The organism is Sphingopyxis sp. LC363 (assembly GCF_000756385.1).
GTDB lineage: Bacteria > Pseudomonadota > Alphaproteobacteria > Sphingomonadales > Sphingomonadaceae > Sphingopyxis.
The window spans coordinates 1-15,913 of the sequence record NZ_JNFC01000032.1 but is presented as its reverse complement, the minus strand read 5'-3'; the positions used below and the strand labels follow the sequence as shown (position 1 = coordinate 15,913).

The following is a 15,913-nucleotide window of genomic DNA, read 5'->3' as shown; positions in this document are numbered from 1 at the left end:
GATTCACTTTTCTTTCATGGCGGATTGCCTATGATGGCGCTTGAGGGACCGCTCGCATCGATGGAGCAATGATGCCCTTGAGCCGCGAGATGCAGCGACTGCGCGCCGAACATGCGGCGCTCGTCACCTTATCGCGGATCATCCTCGGCATGACCGCCTCGCCCTCTCCTCCCGGTCCGGACGATCTGGCCAGCGCCCGGGGCCAGCTGCGCGAAGCGCTGGTCCGGCACCTGAAGTGCGAAGACTGGATCCTGTACCCGCGGCTGATGGCGACGGGCGATGCCGAACTGATGCGGATCACGCGCGAATTCGAAATCGAAATGGGCAGCCTCGCGGCCGATTTCGCCGCCTATGACGAGAAATGGACGCGCGACCGTGTCGCGGCCGACTGGGCGGGTTTCCGGCGCGAGACGAAGATCGTCTTCGACCTGCTCGCGATGCGCATCGAGCGCGAGGAACGCGAACTCTATCCGCTCGCCGACACGCTGTACGCATCAGCCGCCGTGCTCGGCCCGCCGGTCATGGACGGATCGACAATTTCCAGCTGAGCGCGACGCGCCAGTCCTGATCATAGCCGGGGACCGGCTGGTTCCACGCGTCGGCGACTTCGACGCCGATGGTGGCGTTTTCGGCATAGGAGAGGCGCACGCCGCCGCCCCAGCTGCCGAGGGTGAAACCGGTGCGCGGGATCGCGGCGCGATCGAGCAGGGTCACGTCGGCATAGTCGACGAAGCCATAGAGTTCGCTCTTCGAAAAACCGCCGCTGCGCAAGGGGCGGAGCGCGAGTTCGCCGAACGCCGCATAGCCGCGATCGCCATTGACCAGCCCATCCTCGAACGCCCGGCCGAAGGTCGCGCCGCCGACGCTGAACCGCTGCGCGGCGGGCAGGCGGTCGCGTGTCCAGCGGCCGGTCGCGGCGGCGCGGACGACGAAGGCCTTGCCGACCGCCTGATTCGCCTCGATGCTGGCGTCGGCGTAAGCGAAGCCGACCTCGCCGACCCCGGGATCGACGCGCGCGCCGGCGAAGTCGAGCCCCTTGGCGCCGCCGACGCGCGCGCCGAGGACGGTGCGGTCTTCGCTCAAACGAAAGGCGAGGCTGCCGCTGGCGGTCCACGTCTTTTCGGCGGCGATCGTCGAGCCGAAGAGCGCGTTCTTCGAATCGAGATAGTCGATCCGCGCCGATGCGATCAGATTGCGCCGCGTCGCGCGGATCAGCGGATGGGTGATCGCGAAGCCCGCGCTCCACGCCTCGCCGTCGATCGCCAGGCCCTTGGGGCGCGTGCGCAGCGCCGCGCCCGACAGTTCGGCGCGCGTGCCGCCGGCGCCAATCGGCGTCGAATGGCTCGCGGCGAGATAGAGCAAAGATTTGAAGTTGATCGCGGCGGCGCCGGTCAGCCGCGTCTCGTCGCCGCTGCGGAGCAGGCTGGAGCCGCGCGCGTTCGCCTCGACGATGCCGTCATCGACGAAACGGCTGGTGCGCGTCGTGAAGCCGAGCCCGAGCGTCGGCTTTTTGGCATCGAGCGCGAGGTCGAGCGCGACCGCGCCCTGCTCGCTGCCGAGCGCGAGCGTCGGCGTCACCGTCACACCCGGAATGTCGGCGATATTGCCGAGTGCGCGTTCGAAACGCGCGCGCGGCAACGGGCGCCGGCCGACGAGGCCACCCGCCATCTTCGCGACGAGCGGCGCGGGGCCGCTCTCGCGCTCGCCGCTCAGCGTCACCGATCCGACATAACCTTCCGCCGACGCGACGGTGACGACGCCCTCCGACAAATCCTGTTCGGGAATGACGAGCGTGAAAAGCGCCACGCTCGAGCGGTTGTAGGCGCGCGTCATCGCGGCGGCGAGCTTCGCGAGATTGTCGGCCGAAGCGGGCTTGCCGACGAAGCGCTGCGCCGCGCGGCCGACATTGGCGGGCACGCCCGCGCCGACGAATCGGATTTCGCGGATGGTGACATCGGGCCGCGCGCCGAGTTCGACCTTGCCGAGCGAGAGCGGCTTCGCCTCCGGATCGGGCAACGGGTCGCGGGTGCGGTCGGGGGCAAGGGGCGGGCGGCCGTCGAGCGGCGTCGCCGCCGGTTGGGCCGCGAGCGCCGCGGCGGGGAGGAGCGAAGCTCCCGCCACCGCCGCGGCACAGGCGAAGCGCAGTCGGCGCATCGGGTGCGGCCTCAGTTGCCGCCCTTCGGCTTCAGGCCGCCGAGGACACCCCCGACGGTATCGGTGACCCCGGTGACGAGGCCGGTCACGGCGTTGCCGTCGCCATCGGCGGCTCCCCCCGTCGCGCCACTGGTCACCTGCGACAGCGCGCCGGTTGCCGTCGTGACGACATTGCTGACGAGCGTGACCGGTGTGCCGGCGGTGCCGCCGCCGGTCAGCCCGCCGGCCGCGCCGCCGAGCAGATTGCCGCCCGTGCCGGGCTGGAGCGTGACGAGCTGGCCGCCCGACCCGACGCCGACGGTGAGCAGGCTGCCGTTCTGCTGTCCGGGCGACAGGATGCTCGCGCCGATCAACGGCGACGCACCGGGGCTGCCGAGCGCCGTCGCCTGGCCGATCGTCGCGGTGACCAGCTGTCCGGGCGCGGCGGTCAGGCCGTCGACCAGATATTGCTGGCCATTGCCCGTCTGGACGAGCGCGACGCCGGTGCTTTTGACGACGCCGACAACGGTGCCGACGAGCTCGGTGTCGCCGGGCAGCTTGCTGTCGACCGCGCTCGCGAGCAGCAGGCCCTTGTCGGCGATGACGTTGACGAGGCCGCCCGACTTGACGAGCACGCCGCCGATCACCGGATTGACGCTGGCGGGATCGCCGGTGTTCGCGAGCAGGCCGGTGCCCGCGACGCCGCCGGGGCCGACGAGACCGCCGACCGCGAGCGCGCCGGCATCGCCGAGGCCGAGGCCACTGCCGGCGGGGCCGGCCGGACCGGCGGGGCCCGCGGGGCCGGTCGCGCCAGTGGGTCCGGCGGGGCCCGTAGCGCCGGTGGGCCCGGTCGCGCCGACGCTGCCGACGCGATAGCTGCCGGACGATTCGCACGCCGCGAGCGCGAGGCACGCCGGGATGAGAATGAGGTGGGCCGGGCGGAATTCAAGACAGGACAAAGACATGAGATATCCCCTTCGTACATAATCTGGTCCCTGATCGCGATATTCTCGAAATATCGACAAGGTTCCGCTCCTTGTTCGAATTACTTGGGTAAAATTACCTGCATTAACTAATAAATTAGGAGTTTGGCGGAAAATTCATTCGCCATTGGCAGGAAAGTTAGCTATCAATTTTCTTGCTGACAGTTCTACCAAGCCCGTCTGTACTCGCAAAAATAGATCCAATACGGGACAGAATTTATTAAATTTATTTGAGTTATAAAGTTCCGCGCTTCAGCGGGGTCCGCGCGCCGGTGCGCCGCAGCGGTTCCGAACGATCGAGGCGGACTTGCGGGACCACCTCTCCATTGACGATGACGGCGCGGTCCCGCTAGGGCCGCGCCATCATTTCTTGGGAAACAGCCAAATGACCGATACACCGCCCGACCGCATGTCGACCAACCCCCGTTCGCCGCATTTCGACATGGAAGTGCTGCAGCGCGGCATCGGCATCCGCTTCAAGGGCGTCGAGCGCACCGACGTCGAGGAATATTCGATTTCCGAGGGCTGGATCCGCATCGCCGCGGGCAAGTCGAAAGACCGGTTCGGTCAGCCGATGACGATCAAGCTGTCGGGCCCGGTCGAAGCCTGGTTCGAGGATATCGCCGGCGAAGGCGATGCGACCGACGGCGCGTGATCCTGCGGACCGAACTCCAGGTTTGGAGAGGCAGCTATTAAGGTCGGGACCCTAATCTGATCCGCATCACCGGGCGGAAGACGAGGGGCTCTGCCGAGCGACGTCGAGGCAGCGGCGTTGCTCGGCAAAGCCCCTCGTCTTCGGCCAAAGGCCGAAGTTTATCCTGAGCGCCCGCCAGGGCAGTCGAAGAGCTCGGGGATGCGGATGATTCGGGTTCGCGCCTTGCCCCCAAAGGAGAAACCACCCGGAGCGGCGGACCGCCCCGAGTGGCTTCATCGCTCGCCGAGCCCGAGGGTGGGGGGGGGAAGGCTCAGTTGCCGAGCGAGGCGGCAACGACTTCGAGGCCGTTGCCGGGTTTCCAGTCGTTTTGCGTCCAGACGGGCGCCTTGAAGCTGGGCGCTTCTTCGGGCGCACCGTCGGCGTAGATAAAGCCCTGCACCGGGTTGGCGCGCAGGCCGAGGTCGCCGATCGGAGCGTACCAGACGCGGACCATGCTCCAGTCGCCGGCGTCGCTGACGTCGACGACGCGGACGCCCCGCTCGATCTGGCCGCGGCGGCCGTTGATCGGCGACCAATTGGCATGGTCGATCAGGATTTCGCGGTCGCTGACGATCTTCTTGACCACCGCGACATGGCCCATCGGCATGCCGCGCGTGCCGGCGAAGGCCATGACCGCGCCCTTGCGCGGCTCGTCGCCGCGCGCATAGGTGCCGGCGGCCTGCGACCACCAGGTCTTGGCATTGCCGCGGATTTCGACACCCGATTCGGCGCGGGCGAAGGGGACGCATTGCAGATAGGATTTCGCCGCGGCGGGAACGCTCGCGAAAAGCCCCGTGACGGTCATCACGGACGCGATGGCGGCTGCCAGGTAACGACGATGGAGCATGGAACGCGACCCCCCGATGCTTGTCTTCAAGCGTTGGAGCGTCTTTGCCACGCCGCGCGGCATCCACCACCCGTCTAGCGACGAATCGCGCGGGGGATGCGGTGGACGGGGGAACCTTTTGTTAAGCCGTTCAATTCGTCGTGCAGGCCGTTCGGCTGGCCGCCGTCATGCCGCGGCGGTCGCGACGTCGCCGGGGCGGCGGAACAGGGTCAGCACGTCGCTCGCGGGCATCGGACGCCCGTAATAATAGCCCTGGATATTGCTGCAGCCGAAGCTGCGCAGCGTTTCGACCTCGAGCTCGGTTTCGGCGCCCTCGGCGGTCGTCGACATGCCGAGGCTGTCGGCGAGCGCGACGACGGCGCGGATGATCGCGATCGATTCGATGCTGCCCTTCGCCGCGCCGACGACGAAGCTGCGGTCGACCTTGATCGTCGAGAATTGCGTTTTCCGAAGATAACCGAGCGACGAATAGCCGGTGCCGAAGTCGTCGAGCGACAGGCGGATCCCGAGCGCGATCAGCTGGTCGAGCAATTGCGCCGCGCCGCCGCCGTCGCGCAGGAAGACGCTCTCGGTGACCTCTATCTCGAGCCTTTGCGGCGGAAGCCCGCTCTGCGCGAGCGCCGAGACGACGACCGAGGCGAAGCTGGGGTCGGTGAGCTGGTCGGCCGAGACGTTGATCGCAACCTTCAGGTTCGACGGCCATTTCATCGCTTCGTGACATGCGGTGCGCAGCACCCATTCGCCGATCGGCGAGATCAGGCGCGCATCCTCGGCGAGCGGGATGAAGCGGCCCGGCGACACATTGCCGAGCTTCTTGTTGTTCCACCGGATCAGCGCCTCGAAGCCGTTCAATGTGCCGTCGGCGGCGGTCACCACCGGCTGGTAATAAAGTTCGAACTCGCCGCGTTCGAGCGCGCCGCGCAGTTCCTGCTCCATCACCCGCCGCTCCTCGGCCTGTGCGTGCAACGAGGCGACATAGGCGGCGACGATATTGCCGCCCTTGTCCTTCGATTTGTAGAGCGCAAGGTCGGCGTTGCGCGTCAGCGTCTCGACCGTCGCGCCGTCGGTCGGGCCGATCGCGAAGCCGACGCTCGCGCCGACGAAAAGCTGGTGGTTGTCGACCACATAGGGGCGGCTGATCGCGGCGATGATCCGCTGCGCCAGCTCCTCGGCGGCGTCGGGCGAGGGCACATTGTGGAGCACCACGGCAAATTCGTCGCCGCCGAGGCGGCCGCACGTCATCCCGCGCTCCATCAGCCCCTTGAGCCGCGCCGCGACCTGCGCGAGCAATTTGTCGCCGACGGGGTGACCCAGCGTATCGTTGACCGCCTTGAAACGGTCGAGGTCGATCATCAGCAGCGCGCAGCGCGACTTGGCTTCGACCGCCTGCGCCAGCGCGCGCGCCAGATCCTCGTTGAGGCTGAGGCGATTGGGCAGGCCGGTCAGATTGTCGAAGCGCGCCATCTTGGCGATCTGTTCGGCGGTCGCGCGCTTTTCGGTGACGTCCGAACCGACGCCGCGGAAACCCAGGAACTTGCCCGCTTCGTCGAGGCGCGGCGAAGCGGAGAGTTCCCACCAGCGCGGCGCGCCGCCGATCGTCACCGGAACGATCAGGTTCGAGAAGCTCTCGCGCCGCTTCATCCGTTCGGCCATGTCGTGCAGGCTCTTGGGAAAGAGGCCGGTTTCCCACGCATCCCCCGAAAGCGCCTGCAGCAGCGGCACGCCCTCGAGCCCCTCGGCGGTGCCGCCGAGCGCATAGGCGAGGCGCGGCGAGACGTGGATCAGGCGGCGGCTGTTGTCGGTCTGCCACAGCCAGTCGGCCGAGGTTTCCTCGAACTCGCGCAGCAAGAGGCTGACCGTCTCGGTCTTTTCGCGCAGCGTCTCTTCGGCGCGGCGGAAGCGGACGTGGCCCTGCGCGAAGCGGACGCAGAAAGCGCAGAGCAGAAAGCCCGCGACGAGCGCCACGCCCGCGAGTTGGGGCGCGCCGGCACGGGTCAACGCCGCTGCGGCCGACAGTGAGACGGGGGCGATGAACAGCATGCAGGCGAGCGGGACGCTGTGCGCGACGATCGACAGGGTGACCATCATCAGGACCGCGATCATCCACATCGACAGGACATGATCGAGCGTCGGAGCAAGCCCCTGCAACCAGAAAGGCGCGCCCCAGAGCAGCGCCGAACAGAGCGCGTGGCGATTGCACAGCCGATATTCGGCGATTCCCGACGATTTGGGGTCGCCAAGCGGCAAACCGTTGAACCTGCTGTACGACCAGAGTGCGAAGACGAGCGCGCAGACCAGCCAGCCGCCCGCGACGGGCAGCGGCACGCTGTGAACCATTGTGAAGGCGGCGACGAACGCCATGCCGATGCCCATCAACAGGCGCAGCGAGCCGCGGCCGCGGAGCGGCGCGAGCTGGAGCTGGCGGAGGTTGCCGACGTCCTGATTTCGCGGCCCCAGCCCCAACAGGGCCCGCACAGGTATCTCTTCGGCAGCAATAGGGTCGGTCAGCAGGCTTTTCACGTCGGCCGGTTTAGCGCGCGGGGGTTACCCGAAGGTAACCATCGCGCTGTTCGGGGACGAATTTCCGTGCCGGGCGGGGACAGGACAGGCGGCGGCTGCGGGTGTCGTTTTGGGGTGGGGAGCGGACGTTGCTATCCTCCCTGCGGCGAAGCCGTGAGGAGGGGGACCGCTCGCTGAAAGCGAGTGGTGGAGGGGCAGCTACGCTGCGCCATAGCCCCTCCGTCAGCGCTGCGCCGAAGGCGCAGTTTATCCTGAGCGCCTGCAAGGCAGTCGAAGGGCGCTGCCACCTCCCCATCGCTGCGCGACAGGGAGGAATTTATGTCGACTACCGCCTTACGCCGCCATCGCGAAGGGCTGGATTTCGCCGGCGAGATATTGCGCGCGCGCCTTCGAGCGGCTCAATTTGCCTGAGCTCGTGCGCGGCAGGGTGCGCGGCGGGATCAACTCGATCAGGCAGTTCATGCCGGTAATCGCGCGGACGCGGTCGCGGATCGTCTCGCGCAGCGCAAGGCGTTCGGCTTCGTCGCTGGTGCGGCACTGGACGAGCACGGCGGGGGTTTCCTCGCCCCCCGGCGTGGTGATCGCAAAGGCCGCGATGTCGCCCGACTTGAAGCCCGGCAGCTGTTCGACCGCCCATTCGATATCCTGCGGCCAGTGATTCTTGCCGTTGATGATGATCATGTCCTTGGCGCGGCCGACGATATAGATGTAACCGTCCGACATATAACCCATATCGCCGGTATCGAGCCAGCCGTCCGTCATGCAGGCGGCGGTCGATTCGGGGTCGCGGTAATAGCCGGTCATCAGCGACGGGCCGGTGCACCACACCTTGCCGACGGTCTGGTCGGCGAGCGGATTGCCCGCCTCGTCGCGGACTTCGATGGTCATGTCCTTGACCGCCTTGCCGCAGTTGACGATCGCGCGGTAGCGCGTCGGACGGCCGCTGTCGTTCGCGGCGCCCGACAATTCGGTTTCCTCGACCAGCTCGACGACGATGCCCTCGCCCGGCGGCATGATGCTCACCGCGAGCGTCGCTTCGGCAAGGCCATAGCTCGGCAGGAAGGCGCTCGCCTTGAAACCCGCGTCGGCAAAGGCGTCGACGAAGCTCTGCATCACGTCGGGGCGGATCATGTCGGCGCCGTTGCCCGCGACGCGCCAGCGCGACAGGTCGAAACGGTCGGCGACATGGCTCTGGCTCGAGATGCGGCGCGCGCAAATGTCATAGCCGAAGGTCGGCGAATAGCTGAGCGTCGTGCCCTGGTTGCGGCTGATCAGGTCGAGCCAGGCGAGCGGGCGGCGCGCGAAATCCTCGGTCTTCAGATAATCGACCGACACCTGGTTGGCGACGGGCGAGAGCAGGCAGCCGACGAGGCCCATGTCGTGATACCAGGGCAGCCACGAAATGCAGCGGTCGCTGTCCTGCAATTCCATGCCGTGCGAATGCGCCGACAGATTGTTGAGCAGCGCGCCGTGCGTCACCGCAACGCCGTGGGGGAAACGCGTCGAGCCGCTGCTATACTGGAGATAGCAGGTCTCGTCGGTCTTTTGTTCAGGCAGCGCCGCGACGGGGGCGGCGCGTTTTTCGAACTCGCTCCAGTCGATCGGCTGCACCTTGCGCTGCTCGGCCGCCTCGATCGCCATCGCGGCGATTTCGGGCGGGAAAAACAGCATTTTGGGATCGCAGCTCGTAAGCTGGACGACGAGCTGGCCGACATAGCTATCGCGCCCGCCGAAGCTCGTCGGCAGCGGCAGCGGAACCGGCCAGGCGCCGGCATAGATGGTGCCGAAGAAAAGCGCGGCGAATTCGGCGCCGGTTTCGGCGATCAGCGCGATGCGGTCGCCCGGCTGCACGCCCGCGGCGATCAGCCGGTAAGCGGCGGCCAGCGCGTCGGCCTTGAGCTCGCTATAGGGATAGGGGCGCACCAGCTTGCCGCGCGGATCGTGGAAATTGAGCCCGCGCGAACCCGCGGCGGCATAGTCGAGCGCATCGCCCACGGTGGCGAAGTCGGAAAAACGGCGCGGCTGCGCACATTCGGTCGGCGTCGGCACGAGCGCATCGGCCGAAATCATGTCGGTATCGGTCATAGGGGCTGCGACATCCCGCGATACGGGCCGCGCGGCAACAAGCATGTCATCTTTCTGTGCCATGTGTCGGTGCGCGAACCCTGTGTTGTTTGAACAAATCGCCCATTTCCGGGCTTTAGCACCCGATATGGCGGTGTTGATCGTTCTCAATCGGGCCCGACTGTGGCACAAACATGGCATATGGCCAAACGCCGCGCTTCCTCCGACCGATCGAAAAGGCCCCTCGGCGCGGCAAAACTCGACGAACTGGCGCTTGCCTATGTCGCGCGATTCGCGACGAGCCGCGCCAAGTTGACGCGCTATCTGTCCCGAAAAGTCCGCGAATCCGAATGGATGGACGAAAGTGACGCCATGGCGGCGTGCGAGGCGATCGCCGACCGGATGGAGCGCCTTCGCTATCTCGACGACCGCCAATATGCCGCGATGCGCGCCGGTGCGATGACGCGGCGCGGGCTGGGTGTGCGGCGCGTCAAGGCGCAGCTTTACGTCGATGGCATCGCCGAGGACGACAGCGGCGAAGCGATCGCGGCGGCGGAGAATGCCGCGGTCGCGGCGGCGGTCGGTTTCGCGCGGCGGCGGCGGTTCGGACCCTTTACCGTGCGCGAAACGGGCGATCCCAAGCAGCGCGAGCGGCAGCTCGCCGCCTTTTTGCGCGCGGGGCACAGCATGACGATCGCGCGCCGTATCCTCGCCGTCCCGCCGGGGGACGACGCCGCGCTGGCGGCGCTGGACGACGAAGCGGGGCTCGATTAGGCCGGGACACCCCCGATGAAGGAACTGCCGATGCGTGCCATATTGACCGCCCTTGCCCTGTCGTTCGCGCTGCCGATGGCGGCGTGCAGCCGCGATGCCAGCGAGGCGGAGCGCGCCGCGACGATCCCCGTGACGATCGCGATGGCGGGCAAGGCGCACCGGTTCGACGTCGAGGTCGCGCGCACCGACGCCGAGCAGGATCGCGGGCTGATGTTCCGCACCAGCCTGCCCGACAATGGCGGCATGCTCTTTCCATTCGCAAAACCGCGAATCGGCACGTTCTGGATGAAGAACACGCCGATCCCGCTCGATATGATCTTCATCCGCGCCGACGGCAGCATCGACCGGATCGCCGAAAACACCATCCCCGAATCGCTCGAACCCGTGGTCAGCGGCGGTGAGGTTTCGGCGGTGCTCGAACTCGCGGGCGGCACCGCCGCGAAGCTCGGGATCGACGAGACCGCCAAGGTGACATGGAAAGACACGAAATAGCGGTGCGGCGCGTGGTTTGCGGCTTGCGGACCGCGCATGCTTGGCTGTAAACGCCGCAGCCATGAGCATTTTGGGCAAGATTTTCACCTGGTGGGACGGCGCGACCGTCGGCACGCTGCTGAACAGCTGGAGCACGGGCGAGAAGGTCGGCGAGGACAGCCTCGGCAACCGCTATTTCCGCGCCAAGAAGGGCGGCCGCCGCTGGGTGATTTATAAGGGTTCGAACGATGCGAGCCGCGTGCCGCCCGAATGGCACGGCTGGCTGCACGGCACCTTCGACGAATTGCCGACCGACGCCCTGCCCGCGCCGCGCGCGTGGGAGAAGGAGCCGAGCGCGAACCTGACTGGCAGCACCGGCGCCTATCGTCCCGCCGGCGCGCTCGAACGCGGCGGCCGCCGCGCCGCCGCGACCGGCGACTATGAGGCCTGGCGGCCCGGCGCCGACTGAGCTTCAGTGCGGCCGCAACCCCTCCGTATCGCGCTCCTGACGCTTGTCGCCGCGACCACGCTGACGGCATGCGACCGGACGCCGTCGAAGACGGGCGGCAACGCGACCGTATCGACCACCGCAAAATCCGAACGCGTGCCGCAGGAAGTCGGCGGCATCGAGGGCGCGACCCCGATGGCCGAACGCGTCGCCGTGGTCGGCCTGCTCAACAAGCGCAACGGGCTGGTTCGCGAACTCGAGATGAAGCCCGGCGAATCGGTGCGCGTCGGCCGCGCGATCGTGCGGATGCGCGCGTGCGAGATGACCGCGCCGTGGGAGGATCCGCCCGAAACGGGGGCTTTCGTCCAGCTGACCGTGCAGGACCAGCGCGACGACAAATGGCGCCGCGTCTTTTCGGGCTGGATTTTCCGCGAGCGGCCCGACCGCAACGTGATCGAGCATCCGATCTATGACGTCTTCGTCAAAAGCTGCGCGATGACATATCCGGGCGGCGAGCCCGTCGATCGCTCGGCGCCCAAGGCATCGAGCGCGCCCCAATCGCCCGCGACGAACGGCGGCGAGGGCACCGCGACCCCGGCGGCACCTTCCGCGCCCGCGACGCCCGCTCCGGTCGCGCCGCCCAAGGTCGCGGCGCCTTCGCCCCCCGCCAACACCGAATAGAGCCGCGCAAGATAGTCGGCCTGGCGGATCTCGATCGCGCCGAGGCTCGCGAGGTGCGGGGTGAGGAACTGGCAGTCGAGCAATTTCCAGCCGCCGGCGATCAGCCGCGCGACGAGATGCGCGAGCGCGACCTTCGACGCGTCGCGCACGCGGCTGACCATCGATTCGCCGAAAAAGGCGCGGCCGAGCGTTACGCCATAGAGGCCGCCGACGAGCTCGCCGTTCTGCCAGCATTCGACGCTGTGCGCGTGGCCGAGCTGGAACAGCCGGTCGTAGCTAGCCTTGATCACCGGGTTGATCCATGTCGTCGGCCGGTCGTCGGCGGGCTCGGCGCACAGCGCGACCATATCGGCGAAGGCGGTGTCGGTGGTGACACGAAAACGATCCGACACGATGACTTTTTTCAGGCTGTGCGACAGGTGGAAGCCATCGAGCGGGAGAATCGCGCGCAGCCGCGGTTCGACCCAATGGACCGACGGGTCGTCCGCCCCGTCGGCCATCGGGAAAATGCCCTGCGCATAGGCGCTCAAAAGCAGCGCCGGGTCGATGGATTCGAAATGGCGGGTCACAGTCCGCTCTTCACGCGGCTGAGGCGTCAAAATGGCGAAGATATCGGGCGGAAATGCCCGCCGGGAACAGTGGTTCTGTTTCCAAGGGCATTTCCGCTCGAGATCGAAGCCATTTTGACGTCCCTTCGGGATTTGACCGATTTTGTCCATGGCTGCGTCAGCGAGTCTTGGAATATCGACATATGCCTGCGTCTCGCTTCCTTGCCCTGAACAAAATCGCTTCAAACCTCAGCCGCGTGAAGAGCGGACTGTGACCCGTTAGCTTGCGGGCTTCACGAATTTGAGCGTCATGCGGTCCGATTCGCCGATCGCGACATATTTGGCGCGGTCGGTCTCGCCCTCGGTCAGGTTCGGCGGCAGCGTCCAGACGCCCTTGGGATAATCCTTGGTGTCTTTCGGGTTGGCGTTGATCTCGCTTTCGCCGGCGAGCTTGAAGCCCGCAGCCTCGGCAAAGGCGACGATCGAGCTTTTCTTCATATAGCCCGACTTTTCCTCCTTCGCGCTGTCGTCGCTTTCGTTCAGCCGGTGCTCGACGACGCCAAGCGTGCCGCCGGGTTTGAGCATCGCGAAGATCTGCTTGAACGCGTTCGCGGTGTTGTCGGCGCCGTCGAAACGCCAGTTGTGGACGTTGCGGAAGGTCAGCACGACGTCGGCGCTGCCGTCGGGGACTTTCGGGTTGGTGCCGGCATGGGGGAATTCGGCAAGCTTCATCGCGCCATAGACATCGGCATTTTCAGCCTGCTTGGTCTTGACGCGATTGAGGCCGCGTTCCCACGGCGCCGCGACATAAAGCGTGCCGCCGCCGGCCTTGGTCAGCGGGGCGAGGATTTCGGTGTACCAGCCGCCGCCGGGCCACAGCTCGACCACCGTGTCGCCGGGCTTCACGCCGAAGAAGGCGAGCGTTTCGGCGGGATGGCGATAGGGGTCGCGCGCGACGTTCGCGGGGGTGCGGGTGGGCGCGGCGACCGCGGCGGCGATCGCATCGCCCTTCGCGGCGGTCGCATGACCGGCGTGGCCGTCATGCTGCATCGCTGCGGCGGGGGCGGCGATCAGGGCGGCGGCACTTGCAAGCAACGACAGGACACGCATATGGGCACCTCTCTCCAGGGGGATTTCGTCTCCTTGCGGAGACTGGGATTGCCCCTGTTTGCGAAGGGATGCGCGGCAATGCAAGTGTCGATGCTGTCGGTGGCGATTGCGGCCGCGGTGCTGTTCGGCGTTGCCGAGATCGCCAACTGGCGCCGCAACAACCGGCGCGACGTCGAAGAGGTCGGCTTCATGCCCTGGCGCGGGATCGCGCTGGCGGCGGCGGCGGTGGCGCTGTTCGCGACGGCGTTTGCGCTCAAGCCGTGATTTCTTCTCCCATCGGGAGAAGGATATGGAGCCTTATCGCGAAGCGACTAGGCGGAGTTGGATGAGGGCCTCAAACGCCGCTTTCGCGCGCTACGCTCAACCCCTCACCCAGCTTCGACTAGGCAGCAAACTGCCAAGTCTTCGCATCCCTCTCCCCCAAGGGGAGAGGGTTGGAGGTTACAGGCACGCCTCGAGATAAGGCTGATCGAAGCCGTACTGGCGCGCCTTTTCCAGCGTATAGGGGCGCAGGCCCATCGCGCGATATTCGCCGACGATCTTGCCGTCCTTGTCCTCGTCGAGATATTCGAACTTGAACAGTTCCTGCGTGACGATGACGTCGCCTTCCATGCCGATGACCTCGGTGACGTTGGTGACGCGGCGCGAACCATCGCGCAGGCGCTTGATCTGGACGATCAGGTCGACCGAATCGGCGATCTGTTTCGAGATCGCTTCCTTCGGAATCTTGATGTCGCCCATCAGCACCATATTTTCCATGCGGCCGAGGCATTCGCGCGGGCTGTTCGAGTGGAGCGTACACATCGAGCCATCGTGACCCGTGTTCATCGCAGCGAGAAGGTCGAAACATTCGGCGCCGCGAACCTCGCCCATGATGATGCGGTCGGGGCGCATACGCAGCGCGTTCTTGACGAGGTCGCCCATGTGGATCGCGCCATTGCCCTCGAGGTTCGCGGGGCGCGTTTCGAGCGGCAGCCAGTGCGGCTGCTGCAGGCGAAGTTCGGCGGCGTCCTCGATCGTCAGCACGCGCTCGCCGGGGTCGATCATCTTCGACAGCGCGTTGAGCATCGTCGTCTTACCCGAGCCCGTACCGCCCGAGATGACGATGTTGAAGCGGCTGGCGCCCGCGATCTTGAGCGCGGTGCACATCTTCTGGCTCATCGCGCCCCATTGGCAGAGCATGTCGAGCGTGATCGGCTTGGCCGAGAATTTACGGATCGAGATCGCGGTACCGCGGAGGCTCAGCGGCGGGACGATCACGTTGACGCGGCTGCCGTCCTTGAGGCGGGCGTCGGCGAGCGGGGTGGTCTGGTCGACGCGGCGGCCGACCATGTTGCAGATGCGCTGCGCGATCTGGAACAGATGCTGTTCGTCGCGGAACTGGATCGGCGCGATGACCAACTGACCCTTGCGCTCGACATAGGTCTGGTACGGACCGTTGACCATGATGTCGCTGATGTCGGGGTCGGCGAGCAATTCCTCGAGCGGGCCGAAGCCGAGCAGCTCGTCGACGAGCACCTTTTCGAGCGCGAACTGTTCGCGGCGATTGAGCGTGATTCGCAGCTCGGCGAGCACCTCAAGGATGATCGGGCGGAATTCCTCGGTCAGCTCGTCCTTGCTCAGCGTCGCCGCGGCTTCGGGGTCGACGCGTTCGAGCAGGCGCGGCAGCACCTGTTCCTTGATCTTGTGGACGCTCGCCTCGAACCCTTGAACCTTTTCGGGCTCGGCCATTTCGGCGGTCGACCGCTGGTTCAGCCGCTCCATCGCCTCTTCTTCGGGCGTCAGGTTCGACGGGATCGGCGGCGGGGCTTCGGCGGGCGCGGTGTCGATCGCGGGAAATTGCGCGCCGCCGGGCACGCCGGGGCCAGTCTGCATCGGCTTCGCCACGCCAAAGGCGGGGCGGCCAGCGGTTCCGGGGCGGCGTCCGAATGCACTCATGTCTTTGTCCTGCCTCAAATCAACCGTCGTGGAGCGCGCCGCATATTCGGCGAAACCCCCATCCGACACGGTGAATAAATCGGAAACTTTGACATTGTCCTAATGCGGCGGGGCGGAGATGCGGCGCCGCGCCTATTTCGGCTTTGGGGTGGAGAGCTGTCGTTGCGGCAATTTAAGCCCCTCCCCTTCAGGGGAGGGGTTGGGGTGGGCTCCCTCGGACTTGCGCAACTCCGATAAACCCCGCCCCACTACGACTAGGCAGCGAGCTGCCAAGTCTACGTTGCCCCTCCCCTGAAGGGGAGGGGCTGTCTCCCCCTTATGTCCACTTCCGACCAAAACACGACATCCTTCCCAAACGCAAAAGGCCCGCCTCCCTTCGGAAGCGGGCCTTTTGTGCGGCGGGGCGTGAGTTCAGCCGGCGATATGTTCGGCCAGCACGGTGAGGCCCACTTCATTGACCTCGGCGAAGCCGCCTTCGACCTCGATCACCTCGGGCTCCGCGCCCGCGGTGGCATAGATGGTCAGCGGGCCGTTGCGCAGTGTCGCCATGAAGGGCGCGTGGCCTTCGAGCACCGAGAAATCGCCCTCGGCCCCCGGCACGGTGACCATATGGACGTCGGCGGTCCGCTCGAGGCGGGCGGGGGTGACGGGGTCGAACTTCAGGGCCCTCCTCAATCTCCCCCCCCCCCCCTGCGGGGGGGG

15 protein-coding genes and 1 pseudogene are annotated in these 15,913 nt (G+C 66.7%); 7 read left to right on the top strand and 9 right to left on the bottom strand.

Annotated features, from left to right (window positions below):
- Window positions 1–68: 68 nt before the first annotated feature.
- The gene (locus FG95_RS12625; protein WP_081933138.1) at window positions 69–548 is read left to right on the top strand and encodes a hemerythrin domain-containing protein; all 480 of its coding nucleotides are present in this window, start codon (window positions 69–71) and stop codon (window positions 546–548) included.
- Here the strand turns inward: FG95_RS12625 and FG95_RS12620 are convergent.
- Window positions 520–2,154 (bottom strand): ShlB/FhaC/HecB family hemolysin secretion/activation protein, encoded by a 1,635-nt coding sequence (locus FG95_RS12620; protein WP_037556328.1) that lies wholly within the window; start codon window positions 2,152–2,154, stop codon window positions 520–522. The two genes, FG95_RS12625 and FG95_RS12620, sit on opposite strands and share 29 nt — an antisense overlap.
- A gap of 11 nt (window positions 2,155–2,165) precedes the next feature.
- On the bottom strand, window positions 2,166–3,098 hold the full coding sequence (locus tag FG95_RS12615; protein ID WP_037556327.1) for a hypothetical protein: 933 nt from the start codon (window positions 3,096–3,098) through the stop codon (window positions 2,166–2,168).
- A gap of 403 nt (window positions 3,099–3,501) precedes the next feature.
- On the opposite strand from FG95_RS12615, the gene FG95_RS12610 reads away from it, so the two are divergent.
- The gene (locus FG95_RS12610; RefSeq protein WP_037556326.1) at window positions 3,502–3,771 is read left to right on the top strand and encodes a DUF3297 family protein; all 270 of its coding nucleotides are present in this window, start codon (window positions 3,502–3,504) and stop codon (window positions 3,769–3,771) included.
- A gap of 310 nt (window positions 3,772–4,081) precedes the next feature.
- Here FG95_RS12610 and FG95_RS12605 read toward each other — a convergent pair whose 3' ends face one another.
- The 3 genes from FG95_RS12605 to FG95_RS12595 all read right to left on the bottom strand — a co-directional run bounded on the left by FG95_RS12605 (window position 4,082) and on the right by FG95_RS12595 (window position 9,262).
- Entirely contained in the window at window positions 4,082–4,657 is a 576-nt protein-coding gene (locus tag FG95_RS12605; protein WP_037556346.1) for a CHAP domain-containing protein, read from the bottom strand.
- 165 nt (window positions 4,658–4,822) lie between these two features.
- The gene (locus tag FG95_RS12600) at window positions 4,823–7,177 is read right to left on the bottom strand and encodes a putative bifunctional diguanylate cyclase/phosphodiesterase (RefSeq protein WP_037556324.1); all 2,355 of its coding nucleotides are present in this window, start codon (window positions 7,175–7,177) and stop codon (window positions 4,823–4,825) included.
- Between the two features lie 333 nt (window positions 7,178–7,510).
- The gene (locus FG95_RS12595; protein WP_037556345.1) at window positions 7,511–9,262 is read right to left on the bottom strand and encodes a fatty acyl-AMP ligase; all 1,752 of its coding nucleotides are present in this window, start codon (window positions 9,260–9,262) and stop codon (window positions 7,511–7,513) included.
- Between the two features lie 180 nt (window positions 9,263–9,442).
- On the opposite strand from FG95_RS12595, the gene FG95_RS12590 reads away from it, so the two are divergent.
- From FG95_RS12590 to FG95_RS20260, 4 genes and pseudogenes are all read left to right on the top strand, one after another.
- Window positions 9,443–10,015 (top strand): regulatory protein RecX, encoded by a 573-nt coding sequence (locus FG95_RS12590; RefSeq protein ID WP_037556323.1) that lies wholly within the window; start codon window positions 9,443–9,445, stop codon window positions 10,013–10,015.
- A 30-nt stretch (window positions 10,016–10,045) separates the two neighbouring features.
- Complete coding sequence (locus FG95_RS12585) at window positions 10,046–10,507, top strand: DUF192 domain-containing protein (protein WP_081933142.1); 462 nt, start codon at window positions 10,046–10,048, stop codon at window positions 10,505–10,507.
- A 61-nt stretch (window positions 10,508–10,568) separates the two neighbouring features.
- A complete protein-coding gene (locus tag FG95_RS12580; RefSeq protein WP_037556321.1) occupies window positions 10,569–10,955 on the top strand; it encodes an NADH:ubiquinone oxidoreductase subunit NDUFA12 in 387 nt (128 codons plus the stop codon).
- Window positions 10,956–11,129: 174 nt separating this feature from the next.
- Window positions 11,130–11,366 (top strand): annotated as a pseudogene (locus FG95_RS20260) (DUF2155 domain-containing protein); the annotation flags it as partial.
- A 35-nt stretch (window positions 11,367–11,401) separates the two neighbouring features.
- On the opposite strand, the gene aat reads toward FG95_RS20260, so the two are convergent.
- Together aat and FG95_RS12565 are read right to left on the bottom strand one after the other, a co-directional pair.
- A complete protein-coding gene (gene aat, locus FG95_RS12570) occupies window positions 11,402–12,184 on the bottom strand; it encodes a leucyl/phenylalanyl-tRNA--protein transferase (RefSeq protein WP_037556342.1) in 783 nt (260 codons plus the stop codon).
- 258 nt (window positions 12,185–12,442) lie between these two features.
- The gene (locus FG95_RS12565; RefSeq protein WP_037556320.1) at window positions 12,443–13,273 is read right to left on the bottom strand and encodes a class I SAM-dependent methyltransferase; all 831 of its coding nucleotides are present in this window, start codon (window positions 13,271–13,273) and stop codon (window positions 12,443–12,445) included.
- Window positions 13,274–13,351: 78 nt separating this feature from the next.
- On the opposite strand from FG95_RS12565, the gene FG95_RS20555 reads away from it, so the two are divergent.
- Window positions 13,352–13,537, top strand: a complete 186-nt coding sequence (locus FG95_RS20555) for a hypothetical protein (protein ID WP_136176070.1) — start codon at window positions 13,352–13,354, stop codon at window positions 13,535–13,537.
- A gap of 177 nt (window positions 13,538–13,714) precedes the next feature.
- Here the strand turns inward: FG95_RS20555 and FG95_RS12560 are convergent, their stop codons facing one another.
- Both FG95_RS12560 and FG95_RS12555 read right to left on the bottom strand, forming a co-directional pair.
- The gene (locus FG95_RS12560) at window positions 13,715–15,211 is read right to left on the bottom strand and encodes a CpaF family protein (protein ID WP_037556340.1); all 1,497 of its coding nucleotides are present in this window, start codon (window positions 15,209–15,211) and stop codon (window positions 13,715–13,717) included.
- Between the two features lie 411 nt (window positions 15,212–15,622).
- Window positions 15,623–15,886 carry an ATP synthase F1 subunit epsilon gene (locus tag FG95_RS12555; protein ID WP_037556318.1) on the bottom strand — a complete coding sequence of 88 codons (264 nt, stop codon included), beginning with the start codon at window positions 15,884–15,886 and terminating at the stop codon, window positions 15,623–15,625.
- Window positions 15,887–15,913: the final 27 nt, after the last annotated feature.